Origin of the sequence: Flavobacterium sp. SLB02 (assembly GCF_009664855.1) — a bacterium.
Taxonomy (GTDB): domain Bacteria; phylum Bacteroidota; class Bacteroidia; order Flavobacteriales; family Flavobacteriaceae; genus Flavobacterium.
This window is the reverse complement of the sequence record NZ_CP045928.1, coordinates 1994726-2019157: the sequence shown is the minus strand read 5'-3', so window position 1 is coordinate 2019157 and position 24432 is coordinate 1994726. Positions and strand designations below refer to the sequence as shown.

Below are 24432 nucleotides of genomic sequence, written 5' to 3'. Positions count from 1 at the left end.
GATTTACCTTACATTTAATAGTGTTTTAACTTTATTTTATTTACAATGCTAAACCAGCTCTTTAAAGTATTGTTTTAAAATAACATTATTCTCTAATGTTGGCGTAAATACTTCCAGAATTCCGGCAGCATTATTATTACTGTAAAGGTTTTTTATTCCCTCTTGAAGAGATGCTACATCGTTGGCAGTAAAATAATTAAGCTTATACATCTTTGCTAAATGTTCTGCGGTAAGATTATGCGAAGTTTCGAAATAAGTATTAAAAACAGGCTTTTCTTCATGTCCTGGTAGAATTCGAAATATTCCTCCTCCTCCATTATTAATTAAAATAATCTTGAAGTTTTTAGGGATATAAGAATTCCATAAAGCGTTGCTGTCGTATAAAAAACCAATGTCTCCGGTAATAAATACGGTTTGCTTATCGCTTCTTCCTACCGCCGCTCCTATTGCTGTTGATGTGCTTCCGTCAATACCGCTTGTTCCCCGGTTGCAATAAACTTCGATCGAAGGATCAATTTCGATTAACTGTGCATAACGAATCGCTGAACTATTGCTTATTTGCAGCTGAGTGTTTTTAGGAAGTGATTCTATTACTTTTTCGAATACTTTAAAATCAGAGAATGTCGTTTTACGCAAATATTCTTGTTTTCTGATTTTTCTTAAATCGTAAATTTTATCAATTTTTGAGAAATATTTACTCGAAACAAATGCTGTTTTTGGAAGCAGTTCTTTGAAAAAATCTTCTGGTTCCATTACAAAATGTTTGCTTAAAGCATTAAACGTATCATAAGCACGTAAAGTATCTATATGCCAGTGATGTGCAGGTTTATATTTTCGTAAAAAAGCTTTAATACGTTTTGAAACAATCATACCGCCAAAGGTGATTAAAACTTCCGGTTCTAATTCTTTAAAATCAGAATCGTCAAAAGGTGTAATTAAGCTGTCTATGCTATTTATAAAACTTGGTTCATGCAAATTTGATGTTGTCTCGGTAAGCACTACAATTGAAGGATCTTTGGCGAAATTTTCGAGAATTTCTTTACTAACAGAATTGGCTTCGTTTATTCCTCCAATAAGAATTAATTTTCTTTTTGAAGTATTCCAGACAGAAACTATATCATCAATATTTTCGATAATTTTTGTTCCGAGAATCTCCTCTGAATGGGTAATCTTTGGTTCAACAGAAAGTTCTGAAACCGTTTCGTATAAAGGTTCTTCGAATGGTGCATTGATATGAACCGGTCCTTTTTGAAGAATGGCTGCTTCGATTGCTTTATTGATTTTTAAATCATTTTCTACAGAAGCTTCTTCTGTTAAATTGGCATTGAAAACGGAGTGATTCTGAAAAACATTTTCCTGACGAATGGTTTGGCCATCGCCAATATCAATCTTGCTTTGCGGGCGATCTGCAGAGATCACGATTAACGGAATCTGGCTGTAAAATGCTTCGGCCACAGCCGGATAATAATTCAATAAAGCCGATCCTGAAGTACAAACAATTGCAGTTGGCTGTTTGGTTTGCTGTGCGATTCCTAATGCGAAAAAAGCAGCGCAGCGTTCATCAGCAATGCTGTAACAATTAAAATTAGGATTTTGTGCAAACCCTATCGTTAAAGGTGCGTTTCTTGATCCCGGAGAAATTATAATATTGGTGATTCCTTTTGCTAAACAAATTTCGATAATGCTTTGAGCAAGCGCTATTTTGGGGTAAATCATTATTATGTGTATTATTTTGTAAAAAGAATCTAAAAGTCTAAGATTTCTTTTTGATAACACAAAGTTACAAACTTCGCATTGGATTTAACTTATAAATAGGAAGATATTAAGGGCTGTTTTTAGAAAAAGGAGATATATTTGTAAATCAGATTTTTTAATAAAAATAAACTTCTATGCGTTTCTTCTCTATTTTATTTCTTTGCGTATCCCTACAAGTCCTACATTCTCAAAATCAGTTTGTTCCGGATGACACACCGTATAAAACAGTCTTAGAAAATGCCAAAACACAGGGTAAACCTCTTTTTGTAATGCTTTACGCTGATTGGTGCCCACATTGTAATCAAATGAAAAAAGAAGTTTTTAGTGATCCTGCGGTTATGGATTTTTTAAAGAAAAACTATGTGTGCGTTTGGAAAAATGTCGAAAAAGAAGAAGGTATTGCTCTAAAAGATAAGTACAACACCAAATCACTGCCTACTTTCTTATTTATAGATCCTGCCAATGAAACGCTTTTGTATGCTTTGAAAGGAGAATCGAAAAAGGCAGATTTTATGACCGAAGCCAATTATGCTTTGAATCCCAGAATGCAATTGCCTTATTTAGAAAAGCAATTTCTTGATGACCCGAGCAATTCTACTAAGTTTTTTGCCTATTTGAATACACTGAAAAAAGGAAAAGACAGAACCGATTTATCGATCCCCACACATATTTATCTCAATACACAATCTGATGCGCAATTGGTTAGTGAATTAAATTGGCGTGTTATTGCGAATGGTGTAACGGATATTAAATCAAGAGAATTTCAGTATGTTTTAAATCATCAGAAAGATTTTGCTACTGTGGCTTCTCAAAACCGTGTTGATCGCAAAATAGAAAGTATCGTAAATGAATTGCTGCGTCCGTATGTTGATGGCCTGGACACTATAAACTATTATAAACAAAGAGAAATTGCAAAATCGATCCGATTGCAAAAAACGGATTCTATTGTGTTTAAATTCGATTTGACTCTGGCAGAAAGAACTGAAAAATGGCAGCAATACAAAAAAGTGACGCTTGACGATACTCAGAAAATAGTTTGGAATGATGCGAGTTTCCTTAAAGAGATTGGTCAGACGTATTTAAAGCATATTTCTGATACCGAGAGTTTGAAAAAATCCATTACCTGGGTAAAACGTTCTCTGGAATTAAACGATTCATATGATGGAAATTTCCTGATCGCCCGACTTTACAACAAAATAAAAGACAAAAAAATGGCTATGAAATACGCTAAAGATGCCAAGGAAATTGGTGCCGAAATGGGTTGGGGCACTAAGGAAGTAGATGATTTATTAGTGGAACTCAGCAAAAAGTAGACGTTAAATTCCAAAAATAATAAAATTCCAAATTCCAGTCTAAAATGCTTTGGGGAAAGTCCTGAATAATTTGGACGAATTAAAACTTAAAACAAACAACAATTAAAATAAACACGAATTTGCGAATTGATATTTATAATTAAGAATAAATTAATTCTTGAATTCGGGGCAAAAAAACTACCAATAAAAAACCATGGACGTAATACTTAGACCAGCCACAACCAACGATTTAGAAAAAATTCTTGAGATTGTAAACCATTCTATTTTGCATACTACTGCAAATTATAATTATGAAATTCAAACTATAGATATTCAGACAAAATGGTTTGAAGATAAAACAGCTAAAAACCTACCTATTGTCGTTGCTGAATTAGCGGGCGAAGTTGTCGGTTTTGGAAGTTACGGGCAATTCCGTGAGAAAATCGGATATCAATATACAGTAGAACACTCCGTTTATGTAGTTGATAATATTATAGGTAAAGGGATTGGATCTAAACTATTACTTGAATTGATTCGTGTGGCCAAAGAACAAGGTTATCACGTAATGATTGGTGCAATCGATGCTGATAATGCGGGAAGTATTGCCTTTCATGAAAGATTTGGTTTTGTAGCAACGGGAACGATTCGTGAAGTAGGTTATAAATTTGATCATTGGCTTGATTTGGTTTTTATGCAGCTTATATTGAAGTAGGTAAAAATGACCCACAGATGAAACGGATTCGCTAGCGCGAAAACGCTGATTGACGCGGATTTTTTCTGTTTTTTGATAATGGTTTACTGGAATGCTTTTTTTTACCTCAAAGCACGCTAAGAATTACGCAAAGTTCGCTATGAAAAACATTGTCATTCTTTGAGTTCGCAAAGCTGGACGTTAATATTTTTTGTCGTTTCGAACTTAATAATTTAATTTATAAGGAACTAATTTTAATCTACAACTATTGAATACAGACTATCAAATACAAATTTGGTCGACGATATTAAAACCCTTCTCTCCTATCTCAAAATCAAAAAGGTAAATATTTTTGGTGGTTCCTGGGGCACAACTTTAAGTCTTGTATTTGCGATACAAAATCCCGAAAAAGTAAAAAGTCTTTTGTTAAGAGGTGTATTTCTTGGGGATAAACGGTCTATAGATCATTACGTAAATGGTGGCGTACAGAATGAATTCCCTAAGGAATGGGATCGTTTTAAAGCGAATGTTCCTTTAGATTCAAACCTTACGATTCCGGCTTATTATCTGGGTCAAATGTTGAATGGAACTCCTCAAAACAAAAAGTTCTTTTGCTATGAATGGGTGCTTTATGAAATCTCTATATTTAAGAAAGGAATTGCCGAAAATGAAATCGATGCTATTATAAATGAATTTCCGTTTGAGTCTTTAGCAATTATGGAGGCGCATTATTTAAGTAATAATTGTTTTATAGAGGAGAATTATATTTTAGATCATATAAAAATTTTGGATGATATTCCGGCGACTATTATTCACGGAAAGTACGATGCCATTTGTCCTGTTGAATATGCCGAAAAACTACACCATAAACTTAAAAGGTCTACTTTATATATTGAAAATTGCGGGCATTCTGATTCAGAACCCGGAATTGAGCAGACAATTATTGAGGTGTTGAATCAATAGGTTATTTTTATAAGTAAAATTACTTTTTTTACCACAGAGGGCACGAAGTTTTGCACAGAGTTGGGAAAGGGGTTTTACTATGTAAAAAAATTAGATCTCAGAGGGTCAATCACGATTTTTATAATAAAAATAAATAAAATCCGCGTCAATGGGCGTTTTCGCTTTAGCAAATCCGTTTCATCAGCGTACAAAAGTTAGCATAAATTAAAACAAAAAAAATCCACAAACTTGAATATTCAAATTTGTGGATTTTTTGGTAAAGATAGTTATGATTAACTTTTTATCCAGTTGATTACTTCAGGATCTGTCGGTAATGTTCTTGGTTTAATAACTTTTACCAATTCGCCTTTTTCGTTGATTAGGTATTTCTGAAAATTCCATTCAACTTCTGAATCCTGTAAACCGTTTTTAGATTTTTGAGTCAGGAATTTGTACACTTCGCACATATCGTCTCCTTTTACAGAAACTTTGTCCATCATTGGGAAAGTTACTCCGTAATTTTGTTGGCAAAACGTTTCGATTTCTTTGTTTGTACCAGGTTCCTGCGAAGCAAAATTATTAGCCGGGAAACCTACAATTACAAAACCTTTGTCTTTGTATTCTTTGTAGATGGCTTCAAGATCTTTGTACTGAGGTGTTAATCCGCATTTTGAAGCGGTATTTACAATCATTACTTTTTTTCCTTTAAGGGATGCAAAATCAAAAGTATCTCCTGATAAATCCTGTACTTTAAATTGGTAAATGTTTTCTTTTGCCATGGCTTTATCTGTTTTAGATATTTTGTTTTTACTTGTCTGAGCCTGAACTTGTGAACTCAACAATAAGATTAAGCTACAAGCTATAAATGCTATTTTTTTCATCGATTAATTTTTTTATAAAATTAGTTAAAAACTGTTTTCGGATAATGTTTTGCCTGCTTTATTTTTATTAAACATAAGTTAAATAAAAAATTGAAGCCTAGCGTTAATCAGACGCTAGGCTTCCCCCCATACAAACAAATCAAACCATGAATTTAATTGTAATCTATTATTCTGTTAGTTAAAATTATAGTTGATGCTTCGGTTATAGTGAAAATTATATTTAGAATCATATAACCTTATTTTTAAATATTATCTTATTTCTGGCGTTTATATCTTAATTTATCGTTTATGAATGTAAATTGGCATTTAGTTTTCTATTCTAATTTTCGATTTGGAAGTCCGAAGACATCAACTATGCAATGCTATATTTAAATCTGAATCAGATTTTGTTTTTCTCTTAAATTTTTATTTGACAATTCACTTCTGAACTTTTACAGTTCTTTTTAAAATCACTTTTACTTAAACTGGTCAATGCCAAAACCGTTGTTAAACCCACAATTAAAATTTTTAAATTGTATATCTTCGTCATGACATTTTTTATTATTGAGATTTACTTTACACTTAAATGTTTAACAATTGTTAAATTTCAATTTATCATCTCCTGCAAAAACAGCTTTTATATTCTTCTTTTGAAGCTCTTTTCTTTCTTCTGCTATTTTCAGCATTATTGTTTGATGTTATAATAGCATTTACGTAATTGGTTTGCTTTTGGTTTTAAAAAAATGAAAAAAAAGTGATATTTTTTTTCAAACCCTTATTTTACTAGGTTTCGGACTGTTAAAAAAAAATAAAATTTCACAAAAAAATAAATTATCTTTATCTCAATCTATAAAAATGTATACTAAAATTTTGTTTAAGCTTAAAAACCTAAATCTATGAGTCAAGATGAATTGCTTGTTTTAATTTACAAAAAAGACGAAAGAGCTTTTACCCATTTGTACGATATGTATTCGAAAAGTTTGTTTTCGGTCATCAACGTTCTGATTAAAAATCGTGAGGAAGCCGAAGATGTTTTGCAGGAAGTTTTTGTCAAAATCTGGAAAAATATTGATACTTATAATGAGAGTAAAGGCCGATTTTACACCTGGATCCTTAATATTGCAAGGAATACATCGATTGACAAATTGAGATCTAAAAATTTTAATAACAGCCAAAAAAACCTTTCTTCAGATAATTTCGTAAATCTGTTAGACGACAGTAATAAACTAATGAACAGAATTGATACAATTGGAATTCAGGAATTTGTAAAAAAACTAAAACCAAAATGTATTGAAATCATTGATTTATTATTTTTTAAAGGATATACCCAACAAGAAGCTTCAGAAGAATTGGCATTGCCACTGGGAACTATCAAAACGCAAAACAGAAATTGTATTAACGACCTACGTAATTATTTAAAAATATAATGGAAGCACAAGAATATATAGACTCAGGAATTCTCGAATTGTATGTTTACGGTTTATTGACCGAAACTGAAAATCTGGAAATAGCCGAAATGGCAAAGAAGAATCCCGAAATGGATCAGGAAATTATTGCAATAGAAAAAGCTATTGTGGCTTTATCATCAAGTTTTTCTCCTTTTCATTCGGTAGCTAATTTTGAAAAGATAAAGGCCCGTTTAGAACTGAAACATGGCAAAGTAGTCGATATGAAACCGGCATCGACCTGGTCTCAATATGTGGGCTGGGCTGCAGCGGTACTATTACTACTAGGTCTTGGATATCAAACTCTGGAACTGACCAAAACAAAAGAAGCTATTTCTACTGTTGGAACTGAAAAAGAAAAAATACAAAGAGAATATGCTTTCTTAGATCAGCAAAATAAAGAAACAGAGAAAAACTTAACTATCGTAAGGGATATTAAAAATACTGGTGTAACACTTGGCGGACAAGCGGTTTCTCCTAATTCATTTGCAAAAGTGTACTGGAATAAGCAAACAAAAACCACTTATATTGATGCTGCCGGTTTACCAACTCCTCCAAAAGGAATGGTATATCAGGTTTGGTCTTTAAAATTGAGCCCGGTACTTACGCCAACAAGTATTGGTTTGCTGGATAATTTTGAAGGAAACAGTCAAAAAATCTTTGCTGTAAGCCAGACAGATTCTGCAGAAGCATTTGGAATTACACTTGAGCCTGCCGGCGGAAGTTTAACGCCTACAATGACACAATTGTATACTTTAGGAAAAGTTTAAAAATAAAGTTAGCATAAAACTCAGAACGCATATTAATTTATTTTAATGTGCGTTTTTTTTATTATTTTTAATTCGAATAACTCTCTATTAACCAAGTCACTAAAACCATGAACGGAACTTTACTTTTACGAATTGCAGTTGCTATTATTCTCCTCACCCATTCTGTTTTTGGTATCTTCGACAACGGAATTAATGATTTTGGAAATTTGTATTTAAACCAAATCGGGTTTGCTCCTTTTGGAGTTTTTATCGCCTGGTCTATCAAATTGTCGCATATCATAGCTGCTGTTCTTTTGGTTTTAAATAAGTATATCAAACTTGCGGGCTATGTAACGATTTTTGTGCTCATCATGGGAATTATTCTCGTTCATTTTCAGGAGGGTTGGTTTGTTGTTGGCGGCGGCCGAAATGGTGTCGAGTATAACTTTTTACTCATTATAGTTTTATTGGTCATTATGTATCCTGATGGATGCAAGAAAGTATAAATTGAATTGATTATTAATTATAAACATAACCTATGATGCCTTCTGATAATCGCTATAGTTCTTTCAATCAAGTTATCTTACTGTTTTTTCTTCTTATCTCAACATTTGCTTTTGCACAGGAACCGCACAGTTATATAAATGATTATGATTATTTAAATAAAAATACCAAAGGAGTAAAAAAAATAACGGTCAAAGAAAATGATACAATTCAGGAGCAGCATTATTTTAATAACAAGGGACTTATTTATTTTTTCTTAAAAAACAGATTAAATCACGTCGGCTACTTTAAGTACGACAAAAAAAACAGACTTATTAAAAAAATAAATGCATACGCTATTCAGGGCTTTAGTTGCGAAGAAATAAAATATTCAGATAAATCAACACAACTTTTTTCGTATTTAACTGAAGACGAAAAAGAACGTCAATTAGAAAATGATAAATATCTGGAAAATAAATCAAAAGGAATAGAATATACAATTGTTGGCCAAGATACTATTAGCATTGATGATGCCTATTCGGTAGTGACATCCGACGAGGAATACTATAAATACAAAAACGAAATTGAAGGAATTAAAGATACAACTGCATTGCTTAATGCTCAAAGTTTAAAAAAATTAATTGACCAACCAAAATATCTGGATTTTTCGATTGAATACGATAGTAAGCTTCGTCCTTTAAATGAAAATTTTTTTGACTCCAGAAATAATGTTACTTCAGTACATACTTTTTCCTACTTACCTGGTAAAATAATAAATAAGTACAAAACTGACATGATTGGAATGGGAGAAATAATTAAAACGTTTGATGAACACAAAAATGTTATTAGCGAAAAAGAAGGAAGTAAAAATTTAAAGTATAAATATAAAGACCAGCATTGTATTGAAAAAAGTGAATTTAAAAATGATACACTTTTGAATACAATAACATACAATTACGACAACAATCTTTTATCAGAACGGATATATCGAAATTTAGAAGATGGAAATGTCTATTTTTTTAATTATAAATATAATAGCAAAAATTTAATCACTGAAATAATATTTCGTTCTCAACAGTTTCAACGTGTTTATAAATACGAATATGAATATTATAAATAAAGATTAAAATACGAAATACAATGGAAATAACCTGTAAAAACTGTCAGCAACATTATGCCGGAAATTACTGCAATAATTGCGGCCAGCCAGCGGATACGCATAAAATAAACTCACATTATTTATGGCATGATATTCAGCACAGTTTATTGCATTTTGATGCAGGGATTCCTTATTCTATAAAACAACTTTTTACAAGGCCCGGACATTCTATTAGGGAATTTATCGAAGGAAAACGCGTCAGACATTTCAAACCCTTGTCTTTGGTGACGGTTTTGGCTGCATTTTATGGTTTTTTATACCATTATTATCGCCTTAATTTATTTAAGGTTAATGAAGCTGATTTAAATCTAAATGATTTTAATGAATGGAATGCTACGCACTTTGCCTGGACAACCATTGCTACTATACCTTTGTATACTATTGGAACCTATGTTGTTTTTAGAAAACAGGGCTATAATTTTTTTGAACTTTTTGTCCTCAATACATTCAAAGCTTCACAAAGGTTATTTGCTCAAATTTTAATATTTCCATTATTACTGTATTTTAACGGAACGCCTCATATGCAAGAGATTTTAAATTTAATGTATATAATAGGTCTCCTATTAATTTTCTGGACCAATATCCAGTTCTTTAATAAAATATCAAAAACAAAAGCATTCTTGCTGTCTATAGTAAGTCATGTTGTTTTTCTAGTTTGTTTTTTAATAGTAATGACTATTGTGCTTGTGATGACGGGAAGACTTTCATTATAAATCCTCTAAAAAGAAAATAATAAACTATTTTCTTTTTTTATAAATATCTATATCGTAATATTGCAATATAAAAATATAACAATGGGAGCTACAAAAACAGATCATTTTACAGATGAGCAAAACGAATTGGCTATTTTAACAAAAGCTTTAGGTCATCCTGCGCGAATAGCTATTATTCAATATTTAATGAAGGTCAATACATGCATATGCGGTGATATAGTAAACGAATTACCTCTTTCTCAGCCAACGGTTTCTCAGCATTTAAAAGAATTAAAAAATGCCGGATTGATAAAAGGAAATATCGAAGGAAATGCGATTTGCTATTGTATTAACGAAGCGGGTTTTGAGAAAATAAAAATCTTCTACAATCAGATAAATATGCATTTAGAAAAAAGAAAAAACGAATGTTGTTAAATTATTAAAACAAATTATTATGAAACTTTCAGAAATTAAAAAAATACTTACTACTGTTGAAGCCGTTAACTTTCAATTGCCTGACGGAAAATTTGTTCCGGAATATTTTCACGTAACCGAAGTAGGTTTGATTACCAAAAACTTTATTGACTGTGGCGGAGTTGTTCGTAAAGAAACTGTCGTGAATTTTCAGCTTTGGGATGCCAACGATTATCAACATCGTTTAAAACCTCAAAAATTAATTCATATCATAGAACTTTCAGAGAAAGTTTTGGGAATAGAAGATTTTGAAATCGAAGTAGAATATCAAAATACTACTATTGGTAAATATGATTTAGATTTTAATGGAAAAGATTTTTTACTGTTAAATAAAACTACTGCTTGTTTAGCTCAGGATCAATGTGGGATTCCGCCAGAAAAACCAAAACTTAAACTGACGCAATTAGGTACAGATGAAGGTAATTCCTGTACTCCTGGTGGAAGCTGTTGTTAAATTTAAATGCCTACAAAATGTCAAATCACAATATATTATTCTCCGAAATTCAATCTTTAGTTCAGTCTTTTGATTTTGGAGTAATTTCTAAAGATCGTAAAGAAATCCTCCAGCCTCTTATTAATTTTATTCAGCTAAAGTCTGAACAACATCAGGAAATCAGATTGAATTTAATTTGCACGCATAATTCCAGACGAAGTCATTTATCTCAGGTTTGGGCGCAAACTGCTGCGCATTATTACGGAATTCAGAATGTGTTTTGTTATTCCGGAGGAACTGAAGCAACAGCTTTGTATCCTAAAGTTGCTGAAACATTAGCATTATCAGGTTTTAAAATCACGAAGTTATCAGAAGGTAACACTCCTGTTTATGCTATAAAATTCGCTGGAAATCAAGCTCCAATTATAGGTTTTTCTAAAACGTATGATGATGATTTTAATCCAGAAAATGAATTTGCAGCTATTATGACCTGTTCTCAGGCAGATGGCGGCTGTCCTTTTATTGCTGGGGCCGAGAAAAGAATTGCCGTAACTTATGATGATCCAAAAGCTTTTGATAATACGGATCAACAATCAGAGAAATATAATGAAAGAAGTTTGCAAATCGCGACTGAAATGTTTTATGTTTTCTCTCAAATAAAAAAATAAAATGTCTATAGATCATTGTCATCCCGTTGCGGGAAGAAAAAAGTTAAGTTTTCTGGATCGGTTTTTAACGCTTTGGATTTTTCTGGCTATGGCTGTTGGTATTGCTGTAGGATATTTTTTTCCGTCAAGCGGAAATTTCATCAATTCGTTTTCTAACGGGAGTACTAATATTCCGTTGGCTATTGGTTTGATTTTGATGATGTATCCTCCGCTGGCAAAAGTGAACTACAATAAAATTGGTGAAGTTTTTAAAAATACAAAAGTACTTGGCGCTTCTTTATTCTTAAATTGGATTGTTGGTCCTGTTTTGATGTTTGCCTTAGCACTTTTATTCTTAAAAGAGTATCCTGAATATATGATTGGATTGATCTTAATTGGGTTAGCGCGTTGTATTGCCATGGTGGTCGTTTGGAATGATCTTGCCGATGGAAACCGTGAATATGCCGCCGGATTAATTGCTTTAAACAGTATATTTCAGGTTTTGCTTTATAGTGTTTATGCATATATTTTTATAACTGTTTTACCTCCTTATTTTGGATACACAGGTTTTAATGTCAATATTAACATGATTGAGATTGCTAAAAGTGTTGGTATTTATTTAGGGATTCCGTTTGCTTTGGGAATTGTAAGCCGATACGGTTTGATAAAACTCAAAGGCGAAGAATGGTTTCAGGATAAATATATTCCGTTTATCTCTCCTGTTACATTGATTGCTTTGCTGTTTACCATTGTTCTTATGTTTAGCTTAAAAGGGGAACTGATTGTCCAGATTCCGATGGATGTTGTTCGAATTGCAGTTCCATTGATGATTTATTTTGCCTTAATGTTTGTCTTAAGTTTTTTTACCGGAAAATATTTTGGTGCCGATTATTCTAAAAGTACTTCGATTGCTTTTACCGCTACAGGCAATAATTTTGAATTGGCGATTGCGGTTGCCATAGGTGTTTTTGGTATCAACAGCGGGCAGGCTTTTGCAGGCGTTATTGGTCCGCTGGTCGAAGTTCCTGCTTTGATTGCTTTGGTAAATGTAGCTTTTTGGTTTAGAAAGAGTTTTTTTTAAGTTGCTAAGATGCTAAGCTACTAAGTGGCTAAGTTTTAGAATCTGGTTCTTCTTATTTATTATTAGACAAGGTTTCAATCTTGGGTTTTATCGTTACAATTTATCGTTACAATTTATCTTTATATCATTGATTGTGTAGCATAGATTATCTACTATTTATTTTGTGTCATTGATTGCGTCCCAACGGTTGAAACCGTTGGCTATGTTTTATACTGAATTATATTTTAAATTTTATTTCATCTTTTTTCTGATATCTTTATTTTGATATAATTATATTGAAAACGAGTGCCCTAGCCCTGATAGAAGTGGAAATCCTTTTGTGTCGGTGTTCGGCACAAAAGATTGAAACGAATAGCAGGAAATAACTCCTAATTCTTCAAGTCATCTAGGTGTAACAGAAGGGAATTTCTAATTTATCTTTATAATAAAATATAAAAAAAGGTTCAACTATGACAGTTGAACCTTTTTTGCGAATTAATAAAAATACCTTAGTTATTATTTTTTCTTTTTATAATACTTTCGGTATTTTGGATATGTGAGAATTCCGAGAAGGGAAATTGTTCCTAATGAATACCAGATCCAGCTTAATGAATGTGCTTCTCCGCTTGCATAAGAGTGCAGTCCTACGAGGTGAAAGTTTACTCCGTAATAGGTAAACAAAATAGACACAAAGGCAAACATACTCATTAAATTAAAGAACCATTGCCCTCTTAATGAAGGAACAAAACGAGCGTGAATTACGAACGCATATATCATAATCGAGATTAGAGCCCAGGTTTCTTTTGGATCCCATCCCCAGTAACGTCCCCAGCTTTCGTTGGCCCATTGTCCTCCAAGGAAGTTACCAATCGTTAGCATGATTAGACCAATTGTTAAGGACATTTCGTTTATATAGGTAATTTCTTTGATGTTTAAATCCATTTTAGCCTTGTTCTTTTCGTTGGTAAAGAAGATTAAAATTAATCCAACAAGACCAAGAATCATCCCTAAAGCAAACGGACCATAACTTCCTACAATTACTGCTACGTGAATCATTAACCAATATGAGTTAAGAACCGGCTGCAGGTTTGCAATTTCAGGATCGATCCAGTTGGCGTCTGCAGCAAAAAAGATCATCGCTGTTACGAATGCTGCCGATGCAACGGTAAGTTTTGATTTACGATCAAAAGCCAGGCCGAAGAACATGGTTGCCCAGGCAACGTAAACAATTGCTTCGTAGGCGTTACTCCAAGGTGCGTGACCTGAAATGTACCAACGGGCGATTAATGCTACGGTATGAAATGCAAATATTACTCCTATTAATATATGAAAACCATTTACAGTAATACGAAGCCATTTTTTATCAAAGAAGGTACTGAAAAGCGTAAAGATCAACATGAAAATTCCGGCAAGTGAATACCAATAGAACATTTTTGGTAAAATGTTGTAGGTGTTGTAAGCAATTTCAAGATCGATTTTCTTATCACTTGGACGTACTTTACTTCCAAATTTCTTTTGGAAACCGTCAATACTTTCCACCAAATGATCGGCAGTATCAAAGTTTTTAGAAATTGATCCGTTGTTTAAAGCACTGAAATATAAAGGCAGAATTTGTTTCACATATGTAGAATCCATGCCTTTTAATCCTGCGTTCTGAATTTCTAAATAAGAAATCCATTTGTTGTTTGGATCATTCGGGATTGGGAAAATTCTCAGGATACTTCCGCTCAAAGCAGATTCCATCAAGTTAACTTTTTTATCTGTTTCTATAAAGTCTGTCTCAAAACTATTTGGATTTGCTGCTTTGTATGCTGCATCTAAATAAGGAGATAATTTATAATTTCCGTTTTCGTCAAAGAATTTTACAAACGGCGCTAGTTTTGCTTTTCTGTCTACACCAATGATTTTACGGATACTATCATCTTTGGTATTAAGATAAATAAGCGGAACTTGTATCCAAACCTGAGCGTACTGTGTCATTGACAAGAACACCTGATCAGAGTTCATTCCGTTGTAAGTATCCTTATGACTTACTTTTCTTAATAGTTCAGATGAGAAAGTATTGATAGGTTTCATTCTACCTCCGGCATCCTGAATAATCAAACGTCCGAATTTAGCAGCGTGTGCTACCGGAGCTTTGTAAATCGTTAGTAACGAATCTATTTGTTTCTGACTTGGTGCTGCAGTTACGTGATTGGCATGATCGTTAGGATCTGCTGGTGCATGATTATGATTGTGGTCGTGACCGTCACCAGGCGTATGAACGTGTGGTGCCTGAGAAAAACCAGCGAAACTTAGCATTAAAACCAGGATCGTAATTAGTTTTTTCTTTTTTACATTATCTAATTTACGTTTTAGATCAGCAAAGCGAGAATGTTTGGTAAACATAATAGCCATTAGACCAAAGTATAACATAAAATATCCAAAGTAAGTAATAGAAGTTCCCCAGAAATCGTGGTTTACAGATAATACGGTTCCTTTTTCGTCCGGATCGAATGAAGATTGAAAAAATCTGTATCCTTTATGGTCTAAAACGTTGTTCATAAAAATTCTGGCATCAAATGTTTCTGTAGAATCCTGAACCGTTACTTTACTTTCGAAAGCAGAATAACTTTTTTCTGTTCCAGGATATTTTGTGGCGATAAAATCGTTTAATTTTATTTTGAATGGTAATACATACGCTTTACTTCCGTAGAATAAACTGTATTCGATTTTACCAATTTTTACGGTTTGAGGCTCCCCTATGCTACCTTTAGATCCTAAAAGACGAACTTCTTTTTCCTTTCCATCGGCTTTAACTTTTACCACCAAAGCATCATGATGAGATTTTGCTTTGAAATCATTATCCGACTCATAATCAACAACTCCTCTTATAGCTGGATCCGGAAAAACGATTCGGATGTCTCCAATACTATATAAAGAACGCATCATAAGAGGCTGAACATTATCTTTGGTTACAGCTCCTTTTAATTTATCTGCCATTCGCATAAACTCTCCTTCAAAAGGGGTTTGAATGGTATATTTTTCTCCTTGAGTATTGATATTGATCGCGCCTTCGGTAGGTTTGTTTAATGCAAATAATACATTATGAATGTTCTGAACTTCTCCTTCTTTTAGGAAATGTTCTTCACGTCCGCCTGCTCCTGCTTCTACCAATTTAAGGTATAAAGTTCCGTTTGCTGAAGGTTTTATCGTTTCTTTGGCTCCCATGATGTACTTAACGTAAGTCACTTCAAAAGGAGTTTCGTCGAATTTACCTGAAAGTGTAAAATCGTTATTGGTAACTGGCGAGAACAATAGTGCTTTGTCAAAAACTCTGCGTTTCATTTCGCCTTTGTATTCTCCGTCTGCAAAAACAGTTAAGAATGTTTTATCTGAATAGATTTGATTTTCGGCAGCGCCTTCACGAATTGGCATCATACCTTCGTAGCTGATATAACGTGTAATAAAAGCTCCTATAAGAATAAAAATAAAAGCGATATGAAGTATAAGTGTCGCCCATTTTTCCTTTTTATGCAATTGGTAACGTTTGATATTTCCGAAGAAATTGATCAAAAAGAAGACCATTATTGCTTCAAACCACCATGTATTATAAATTAGAATTCGGGCTGTGTCTGTATTGTATTTACTTTCGATAAAAGTACCAATACCCATTGCTAAAGCAAATGTTAAAAAAAGAACAGACATTAATCGTGTAGAAAACAAAAAAGAGAATATTTTTTTATCCATTTTTGAGGAATTACATTGTATAAAAGTGGCACAAAAGTACTTAAAAATGTTGAGTTCCAATATTTGAAGTTTGTTAATAAAAACCAAAAATAGGATACCATTTTAAATCAAATTCACAAAAATGTACGCTTAACTTTACAAAACCATAACAGTCCCATTTATTGTAAAAGAGACTATTAGTCCGCAACCTAAAAGGGTTAAAGTATTTTTCTAATAATAAAACTGTTTTCTATGGTTTTACAAATCTCAGTTTGATGAAATATACCTTTATAAGTCAACGTTTGCATATCATTAACAAAATAATGCGCTATTAAAATCATTTTAATCGGTGCAATCTGTGGCTAAACTCAGTTTTGGCTATTTTCTTTAAAAAAAATAATGCTAATTTTGCGCTATGACTCGAATAACAATAATTGGTTCAGGAAATGTTGCCCAACATTTGATAAAAGCTTTCACCAAAAGTGAACTTGTAGAAATTGTACAGGTATATTCAAGAAAAAAAGAAACCTTAAGTTCTCTCATTGAATTTGATAAAATTACAAGTGATTTTGAAGAATTACAGGAAAGTGATTTGTACATTATTGCCGTTTCAGACAAGGCTATTGCAGATGTTTCGAGACAACTGCCTTTTCACAACCGAATCGTTGTTCATACTTCCGGTGCTGCTTCTCTTGATGTTCTGGATGCAAAAAACAGAAAGGGTGTTTTCTACCCGCTTCAAACATTTTCTAAAAACAAAGAGATTGATTTTTCTATCATTCCGCTTTGTTTAGAAGCTGAAAATACTTTTGACTTTCGTGTTTTAGAAACCGTTGCCAAAAGTGTTTCGAATGCTGTTTTTGCTATTAATTCAGACCAAAGAAAAGCGTTGCACGTTGCGGCTGTTTTTGTAAATAATTTTACGAATCACTTATATCATATAGGACAGGAAATTTGTGAGGAACATCAGGTTCCTTTCGAAATTTTAAGACCATTGATACAGGAAACCGCCGAAAAGATCAATACTTTAAATCCTGTCGATGCGCAAACAGGGCCTGCAAAACGGAATGATTCGGTTACAATTGATGCGCATTTGGCGTACTTAACCAGTGAAAATCAAAAAAATATCTATAAACTTATAACACAATCTATTCAAGATGATAGACAAGCACTTTAAAGAAATAATGAACGACATCACTACTTTTGTTTTTGATGTTGATGGCGTACTTACAGACAGTTCGGTTTTTGTAACCAATGAAGGAGAAATACTCCGAACGATGAATATTCGTGACGGTTATGCTATGAAAGCAGCTGTAGAAAGTGGTTATAATGTTTGTATTATTTCTGGCGGAAGCAATGAAGGCGTTCGTGTTCGTTTGCATAATCTTGGAATTAAAGACATTCATTTAGGAGCTCCTGATAAAGTATCCACTTTTAAAGAATACACCGAAACCTATAATATTAAGCCTGAACAGGTATTATATATGGGTGATGATATTCCTGATTTTCATGTTATGAAATTAGTAGGTTTACCAACCTGTCCGCAGGATGCAAGTCCTGAAATCAAAAATATTTGCCGTTATGTGTCGCACGTAAAAGGCGGAAAAGGTGCTGTAAGAGATGTAATCGAACAAGTGATGAAAGTGCAGGGAAAATGGATGGAATATTTTAATGGGAAACATGATTAGTTTTCAGTCTCAGTCTCAGTAACAAATTGTTTCAGTATTCAGGTTTGGAATGACGTGAACTTGAAATGAAGAAAACCTTAGTCCCTCTGCCTCTTTGAACCTTTGTAACTTAAAAAAAAATGAAATTCCTCAAACTCATTCGATATAAGAACCTACTGATGCTTGCTTTTATGCAGGTATTATTTCGTTATGCTTTTTTAAAACAGCAAAATATTCCATTAGCCCTTAGCGACTGGCAATACGGATTACTGGTTTTGAGTACCGTTTTATTGGCCGCAGCCGGTTATGTAATTAACAATATATATGATGTGGCAACAGATACCATCAATAAACCTAAGGATGTTGTTATTGGCAAAGGCATCTCAGAAACTGCTGCGTATAATATTTATATCGGACTTAATATTACTGGGGTTGCTCTGGGTTTTGTTTTATCTAATATCATTTTAAGGCCTGGTTTTGCTTCGCTGTTTATTTTGATCGCATCGTTGCTTTATTTCTATGCCACAACCTTAAAACAAATCATGATTCTAGGGAATTTTGTTGTAGCATTGCTACTTTCTGCAAGTGTTGTAATCATTGGCGTTTTTGATCTTTTTCCGGCAACTAATGCTGAAAATCAGGCGCAGATGGCCAGTTTTTTTTCTATACTGACAGATTATGCTTTGTTTGCTTTTATGATTAATTTTATTCGTGAAATTGTTAAAGATATCGAAGATGTAAATGGCGATTACAATCAAGGAATGAATACGTTACCTATTGCAATTGGTATTAGTCGCGCTGCAAAAATTGCAGTCGGTTTTGCAGTTATTGCTTTTATATTATGTCTGCTTTATGTCAATATGTATTTTTTTCAGAACAATCTTTTCATCGCAACATTTTATGCCTTTGCTTTTGTTCTGGCGCCGCTTTTATACTTTATTGTAAAAATCATTTCCGCAAAATCTAATAAAGATTATCATCATTTGAGTACCGTTTTAAAACTCATTTTGTTCTTCGGAATTTTATCCATTCTAATTATTACCCTAAATATCAAATACAATGCTTAAAGAAAAATTAAAAAAATATACTTTAATCTTGGCTTCGGGCTCACCACGCAGACAACAGTTTTTTAAGGATTTGGACCTTGATTTCGAAATAAGATTAAAAGAAATTGAAGAAATTTATCCTCTGGAATTAAAAGCAGTTGAAATCACTGATTATTTGGCGGCATTAAAAGCAAGTGCATTTGATGGAGAACTAAAGGAGAATGAAATTCTGATTACCAGCGATACAATAGTGTGGCATCAGGATAAAGCTTTAGGAAAACCAAAAAATGCCCAGGAAGCTTTTGAAATGATCAAATCAATGTCAAACGACACGCATGAAGTTTTTACATCGGTATGTTTTAGAACTGGCTTTACTTCTACTGTAATAAATGATGTGACAAAAGTAACGTTCAAAGATTTGTCAGATGAAGCAATTTTGTATTACATCGAAAACTATAAACCTTATGACAAAGCCGGTGCTTACGGCATTCAGGAATGGTTTGGTTTTATGGCAGTTGCAAAAGTCGAAGGCTCTTATACCAATGTTATGGGCTTACCAACAGCTAAAGTTTACGAATATTTGAGTACTTTAGTGTAAAAAAATATTTATGTTTTCTTTTAAAGAATATAGTCAGGAGATTTTCAGCACCATAATTATTCTTTTCGCTTTAGTAGCGTTAAGAGTAATTATTGCAAAATTAATTCGCCGTTACGCCAGTACAAGTCACTTATTAGAACACCGAACTAATCTGGTTATCAAGTATATCCATATTTTAATGAATATACTGGTAACGATAAGTTTAATTGTAATTTGGGGAGTTGAGACCAAAGATATTTTTATAACCGTTTCTTCAATTGCTACTGTTATTGGAGTGGCTATGTTTGCGCAATGGTCTATTTTAAGTAATATTACTTCAGGAATGATATTGTTTTTCTCCTTCCCTTTCAGAATTGGAGACACCATCAAAATTCATGATAAAGATTTCCCTATAGAAGCTGAAATCGAAGATATTAGTGCTTTTCATGTTAATCTAAAAACAAAAGAAGGTGAAAAAATTATTTTCCCTAATAATTTATTACTTCAAAAAGGTATCTCAATAATGCCGGCACATTACGAAGAAAAAGAGTTTTTTGATTAAAACTTATCTAGGACAAAATTTTACCGCAAAGTCCGCAAAGATTTACGCAAAGCTCACAAAGCTTTTTGAGCTGAAAATTTCAGAAAAAGTTCGCAAAGTTTTAAAGCATTTAAAGCAAACACAAAAGAAAATTTGTGCTAATTGGTGCAATTCGTGGCGAAAAATAAAAATTTGAATGGGAATTTTATAAACTATTAAGAAAAAGCTAAAACGATATTTTTTAAATAAAATATAATATTTGTTTTACCAAATTCTAGTTTTACTAAATCACCAAAACACAATGATTCGCACCATAAAATTACCGTTTTATGCTAAACTTGCTTTTATATTAGTTAGCTTTATATCTTTTGCTTTTATTTTTTGCGCCGGAAAAGACATTATTACTCCCGTCTTAATGGCTTTTTTATTCTCGGTATTATTAGTGCCGGTTTTTACCTTTTTGCACACACGATTAAAATTTCCCAGACATCTTGCTGCGGCATGTTGTATTTTAATTTTTGCTGCATTCATTGTAGGTATACTAATCTTTATATCCTATCAGGTTAGCGATATTGCGAATGATTTTGACACTATAAAAAAGAATGCAAACGCCTTTATAACAGATATTCATAAATTTGTAAAAGACAATTTTCATGTAAGCATTGGCGAACAGAAAAAATATATTGATACCGTTGCAAAAGATTCTGTACAAAACGGAAAAGCAACTATAGGATCTGCATTAGTATCTATAACTGACCTACTTGTAGACTGTACCATTATCCCTATTTATACTTTTTTATTCTTATTATATAAAGATCATTTTATTTTGTTCTTAGCAAAATTGGTCAACAAGGATGATCACGAAAGATTGAAAGATATCTTATCGCAAATTAAAGTTTCTATAAATAATTATATTGTTAGCTTAATCTTCGAAATGATAGTCGTGTCTGTATTGACGGCTTTAGGACTTTGGATTATCGGAATCAAGTATTTTATTTTATTGGGATTAATCACCGGAATCTTAAATCTTATTCCTTATATAGGTATTTTAATTGCTGGTATTATTACCGTTCTAGCCTCTTTAACAGGTTCTGCAGATACCTCAATAATCTTAGGCATTTTAATTGTGAATATAATTGTTCAGTTGATAGATAATAACTTATTAGTGCCTTTAATCATTAACTCTAAAGTCGAAATCAATGCTTTTGTTTCCATCATAGGAATAATTGTCGGTGGCGCTGCAGCAGGAATATCGGGAATGTTTTTAGCGATTCCTCTTTTGGCTATTTTAAAAATTATATTTGACAGAATCGATTCGTTAGAACCCTGGGGCTACTTAATGGGCAATCATATGCCCAGAAAATTCACCTGGAGAATTCGAAAAGTAAAAGCACAAAACTAAATAGTATCGCGTTTTTACAAAATAGTCTTATTAATTTACTATATTCATATCAAAAAATAACTTTTAAGCCCGTCTGATTATCTAATGTCCATAAACGCTAAAATAATAGTTTTTATTCTCTTGTGCTTTTGTTTACAAAGTGCCTATGGTCAGGTTGATAAGCCAAAGAAAGATTCAAACGGCAAAAAGGATAGTACGGAGGTGTATACTAAAATTAAAAATTATTCTAAGAGAAATAAATTTACTAAGACACTTCATAAACTATTGTTCAGGTCGGCTAAAACCAAAAAGAAAGAACCGATTTTGGTTCAAAATGACACAACCAATTTTAATGGTAAAATTATTAGAAAGATTAATATTGAAACTTTAGACCCTTTTGGGCATTCTATTACCGATACCACTCAAATGCCCAGAAATTGGGGAGAAAGAACAGGAAACAGATTGCATCTTAAAACAAAAAAAATAGCGATTTATAACTTATTATTATTCAAAAGAAACACTCCTTACGACACTTACAAAGTACAGGAATCGGAACGTTTAATACGTTCTCAAAGATACGTTTCTGCCGTAAGGGTCACAAACAAAGTAGCAGGTGTAGCAGCAGATTCTGTAGATGTTACTATTCGAGTTCTGGATTCCTGGAGTACCATTCCAAAATTCTCAATATCTAGTAATCGTGTTTCTGTTGGGGTAAAAGAAAAAGACTTCTTTGGATCGGGCCAACAACTCGAATACCGTTTTACAAATCGTTTTGATGACGGAAGTAATGGTAATGATGTCACTTACACCGTACCAAACATCAAGAATACCTACATTGGTGCTGTATTGCATTACAATATGGATCTGGACAATAATTATACTAAAAGTATCAATATCGAACGGCTCTTTTATTCTCCTCTTACCAAATGGGCAGGTGGTGCTTATGTAGGACAAATTTTTAGAAGAGATTCATTGCAGGCGCCGGATAGTTCGTATGCGTTTCAGCCCTTTAAAAATAATTTTCAGGATTTATGGGTAGGACATGCCTCTAAAGTATTTGAAGACGAAAACGGAATCACAAATTTGGTAGCTTCCGCGCGCTTCCTTAATATTAATTATAAAGAAAGCCCTTCTCCTCTTTACGATCCAGCCAATTTTTATTCAGACGAAAAATTCATCCTGACCGGAATTGGACTTAACCGACGTAAATTTATAAAAGAAACCTATCTCTTTAGAAACGGACAGGTCGAAGATGTTCCTATTGGAAGGATTTATGGAGTTACTTTTGGATATCAATATAAAAATACTTTTTGGCGGCCTTATGTTGGTGGACAATTTTCGTTTGGAAATTATTACAAATGGGGATTTCTAAGTATAAATTTTGAAGCCGGAACTTTCTTTCATCAATCTAAAACCTATCAAACGGCATTTTTGATCGAAAGTAACTATTTTACCAAGCTTTATAAGATTGGCAATTGGAAACTAAGACAATTTATTAATCCTAAGTTTGTTATAGGTGCAAACCGTGAAGATATTATTGGAGATCAATTGAATATTAATGAACAAAATGGTCTGGCAGGATTTAACAGTGCGATATACGGAACAAATAAAATGGTTTTGTCACTTCAGACCCAAACCTATTCCCCTCATGCTCTTTGGGGATTTCGTATGAATCCGTTTTTTAATTATTCGATCGCTGTATTAGGAAGCCCTAATGATGCCATGGGAAGAAATAAAGCATATCAAAAAATTACCTTGGGGTTATTGATCAGTAATGACTATTTAGTATTTAGTTCATTTCAGCTTTCAATTTCCTACTACCCTACTATTCCTTATCAGGGAGATAATGTATTTAAAACAAATACTTTTGAAACTACAGATTATGGCCTGCAAAACTTTGAGCTTGCTAAACCAAGGGCTGTCGAATACAGATAATTGAAATTCTCTTGCTGTTTTTTTTAAAATTTTAAATTCACGAAAACGTTTTATAAATCAAAACGTTACAAAATAAATAAGTAAATATTGCTCGTTAAAATGCTGTTTTTATTCGACCAAATACATTTTGTTTTCATTTTTGGCACAGTATATGAATATCCCTAAACAGGAATAACATTAACATTAAAACTAAAAAAAAATGAAAACAATAAAAATAGCAATCGTAGGTTTATTTCTGATGGTTGCAAGCGCCACACAAGCTCAGGTATCAATAAATGTTAATATAGGATCACCTCCTGCCTGGGGTCCTGCAGGATATGCAGAAATGGAATATTATTATTTACCAGACATTGAAGCGTATTATGATGTAAGAGCCTCTCAGTTTATTTATTTTGGAGGAGGAAGATGGGTTAGAACAACTTACTTACCAAGACAGTATAGAAATTATGATTTATACGGAGGATATAAAGTAGTTTTAACCGACTATCACGGAAGAACTCCTTACACTTACTTTGATCGTCACAGAGTAAAATACTATAAAGGATATCACGGTGCACCTCAAAGACCTTACAGACCAAGAGAAGTTTACGGTTATAATGATCGTCGTAATGATCGTAGAGATTACAGACATCATGATAACAGAAACCACGACAAGCACGACAGACATCACGACAAGCACGACAGACATGATGATGATCACGGACATGGAGGTCCTGGAAGAAGATAATTTGCTAAATAGTTAATTTTCAATATAAGAGAGTATCAAATTCATGATACTCTCTTTTTTTGTTTAAATTTTAACTACAAAATAGTTGAATCATTGCGCATTTAACATAAAATACTATAAAACAAATAGTTGAGTTAAACTATTCCTAACAAATATCTTCTTTTACTG

General features: G+C 32.8%; 23 protein-coding genes. 20 read left to right on the top strand and 3 right to left on the bottom strand.

Annotated elements, in window-relative coordinates; all coding sequences use genetic code 11:
• Positions 1–48 precede the first annotated feature (48 nt).
• A complete protein-coding gene (menD, locus tag GIY83_RS07685) occupies positions 49–1716 on the bottom strand; it encodes a 2-succinyl-5-enolpyruvyl-6-hydroxy-3-cyclohexene-1-carboxylic-acid synthase (protein ID WP_208686139.1) in 1668 nt (555 codons plus the stop codon).
• Positions 1717–1889: 173 nt separating this feature from the next.
• Here menD and GIY83_RS07680 point away from each other — a divergent pair, with 173 nt between their 5' ends.
• The 3 genes from GIY83_RS07680 to GIY83_RS07670 all read left to right on the top strand — a co-directional run bounded on the left by GIY83_RS07680 (position 1890) and on the right by GIY83_RS07670 (position 4701).
• Entirely contained in the window at positions 1890–3068 is a 1179-nt protein-coding gene (locus GIY83_RS07680) for a thioredoxin family protein (protein WP_194618212.1), read from the top strand.
• 193 nt (positions 3069–3261) lie between these two features.
• The gene (locus GIY83_RS07675; RefSeq protein ID WP_194618211.1) at positions 3262–3759 is read left to right on the top strand and encodes a GNAT family N-acetyltransferase; all 498 of its coding nucleotides are present in this window, start codon (positions 3262–3264) and stop codon (positions 3757–3759) included.
• Positions 3760–4032: 273 nt separating this feature from the next.
• Positions 4033–4701, top strand: coding sequence for an alpha/beta fold hydrolase (locus GIY83_RS07670; RefSeq protein WP_208686137.1), 669 nt, complete (start codon positions 4033–4035; stop codon positions 4699–4701).
• A 272-nt stretch (positions 4702–4973) separates the two neighbouring features.
• On the opposite strand, the gene GIY83_RS07665 is transcribed toward GIY83_RS07670, so the two are convergent.
• Positions 4974–5561 carry a glutathione peroxidase gene (locus tag GIY83_RS07665; RefSeq protein ID WP_194618209.1) on the bottom strand — a complete coding sequence of 196 codons (588 nt, stop codon included), beginning with the start codon at positions 5559–5561 and terminating at the stop codon, positions 4974–4976.
• Positions 5562–6436: 875 nt separating this feature from the next.
• On the opposite strand from GIY83_RS07665, the gene GIY83_RS07660 reads away from it, so the two are divergent.
• From GIY83_RS07660 to arsB, 9 genes are all read left to right on the top strand, one after another.
• Positions 6437–6967: an RNA polymerase sigma factor gene (locus GIY83_RS07660; protein WP_194618208.1), complete on the top strand. Its 531-nt coding sequence runs from the start codon at positions 6437–6439 to the stop codon at positions 6965–6967.
• Positions 6967–7755, top strand: a complete 789-nt coding sequence (locus GIY83_RS07655; protein WP_194618207.1) for an anti-sigma factor domain-containing protein — start codon at positions 6967–6969, stop codon at positions 7753–7755. The genes GIY83_RS07660 and GIY83_RS07655 overlap by 1 nt, the downstream gene beginning before the upstream one ends.
• Positions 7756–7862: 107 nt before the next feature.
• Positions 7863–8240 (top strand): DoxX family protein, encoded by a 378-nt coding sequence (locus tag GIY83_RS07650; protein WP_194618206.1) that lies wholly within the window; start codon positions 7863–7865, stop codon positions 8238–8240.
• Positions 8241–8272: 32 nt separating this feature from the next.
• Complete coding sequence (locus tag GIY83_RS07645) at positions 8273–9337, top strand: hypothetical protein (RefSeq protein WP_208686135.1); 1065 nt, start codon at positions 8273–8275, stop codon at positions 9335–9337.
• Positions 9338–9357: 20 nt separating this feature from the next.
• The gene (locus tag GIY83_RS07640) at positions 9358–10089 is read left to right on the top strand and encodes a DUF3667 domain-containing protein (RefSeq protein ID WP_208686133.1); all 732 of its coding nucleotides are present in this window, start codon (positions 9358–9360) and stop codon (positions 10087–10089) included.
• A gap of 81 nt (positions 10090–10170) precedes the next feature.
• Entirely contained in the window at positions 10171–10503 is a 333-nt protein-coding gene (locus tag GIY83_RS07635; RefSeq protein ID WP_194618203.1) for a helix-turn-helix transcriptional regulator, read from the top strand.
• Between the two features lie 19 nt (positions 10504–10522).
• Positions 10523–10996, top strand: coding sequence for a DUF6428 family protein (locus tag GIY83_RS07630; protein WP_208686131.1), 474 nt, complete (start codon positions 10523–10525; stop codon positions 10994–10996).
• Positions 10997–11013: 17 nt separating this feature from the next.
• Complete coding sequence (locus GIY83_RS07625; RefSeq protein WP_194618201.1) at positions 11014–11643, top strand: protein-tyrosine-phosphatase; 630 nt, start codon at positions 11014–11016, stop codon at positions 11641–11643.
• Between the two features lies 1 nt (position 11644).
• On the top strand, positions 11645–12703 hold the full coding sequence (gene arsB, locus GIY83_RS07620) for an ACR3 family arsenite efflux transporter (protein ID WP_194618200.1): 1059 nt from the start codon (positions 11645–11647) through the stop codon (positions 12701–12703).
• 495 nt (positions 12704–13198) lie between these two features.
• Here the strand turns inward: arsB and ccsA are convergent, their stop codons facing one another.
• Positions 13199–16411, bottom strand: a complete 3213-nt coding sequence (gene ccsA, locus GIY83_RS07615; RefSeq protein WP_208686129.1) for a cytochrome c biogenesis protein CcsA — start codon at positions 16409–16411, stop codon at positions 13199–13201.
• 394 nt (positions 16412–16805) lie between these two features.
• Here ccsA and GIY83_RS07610 point away from each other — a divergent pair, with 394 nt between their 5' ends.
• The 8 genes from GIY83_RS07610 (at position 16806) to GIY83_RS07575 (ending at position 24264) form a co-directional block, all read left to right on the top strand.
• On the top strand, positions 16806–17567 hold the full coding sequence (locus GIY83_RS07610) for a Rossmann-like and DUF2520 domain-containing protein (RefSeq protein WP_194618198.1): 762 nt from the start codon (positions 16806–16808) through the stop codon (positions 17565–17567).
• Entirely contained in the window at positions 17551–18078 is a 528-nt protein-coding gene (locus GIY83_RS07605) for an HAD family hydrolase (RefSeq protein WP_194618248.1), read from the top strand. The genes GIY83_RS07610 and GIY83_RS07605 overlap by 17 nt, the downstream gene beginning before the upstream one ends.
• 119 nt (positions 18079–18197) lie before the next feature.
• A complete protein-coding gene (locus GIY83_RS07600) occupies positions 18198–19124 on the top strand; it encodes a geranylgeranylglycerol-phosphate geranylgeranyltransferase (RefSeq protein ID WP_194618197.1) in 927 nt (308 codons plus the stop codon).
• The gene (locus tag GIY83_RS07595; protein WP_194618196.1) at positions 19117–19701 is read left to right on the top strand and encodes a Maf-like protein; all 585 of its coding nucleotides are present in this window, start codon (positions 19117–19119) and stop codon (positions 19699–19701) included. Before GIY83_RS07600 ends, GIY83_RS07595 begins: the two co-directional genes overlap by 8 nt.
• A 10-nt stretch (positions 19702–19711) precedes the next feature.
• Complete coding sequence (locus GIY83_RS07590) at positions 19712–20242, top strand: mechanosensitive ion channel family protein (RefSeq protein ID WP_194618195.1); 531 nt, start codon at positions 19712–19714, stop codon at positions 20240–20242.
• 280 nt (positions 20243–20522) lie between these two features.
• Positions 20523–21623: an AI-2E family transporter gene (locus GIY83_RS07585; protein WP_194618194.1), complete on the top strand. Its 1101-nt coding sequence runs from the start codon at positions 20523–20525 to the stop codon at positions 21621–21623.
• A 201-nt stretch (positions 21624–21824) separates the two neighbouring features.
• The gene (locus tag GIY83_RS07580; RefSeq protein WP_370514244.1) at positions 21825–23537 is read left to right on the top strand and encodes a hypothetical protein; all 1713 of its coding nucleotides are present in this window, start codon (positions 21825–21827) and stop codon (positions 23535–23537) included.
• A gap of 199 nt (positions 23538–23736) precedes the next feature.
• The gene (locus GIY83_RS07575; protein ID WP_194618192.1) at positions 23737–24264 is read left to right on the top strand and encodes a hypothetical protein; all 528 of its coding nucleotides are present in this window, start codon (positions 23737–23739) and stop codon (positions 24262–24264) included.
• Positions 24265–24432 lie beyond the last annotated feature (168 nt).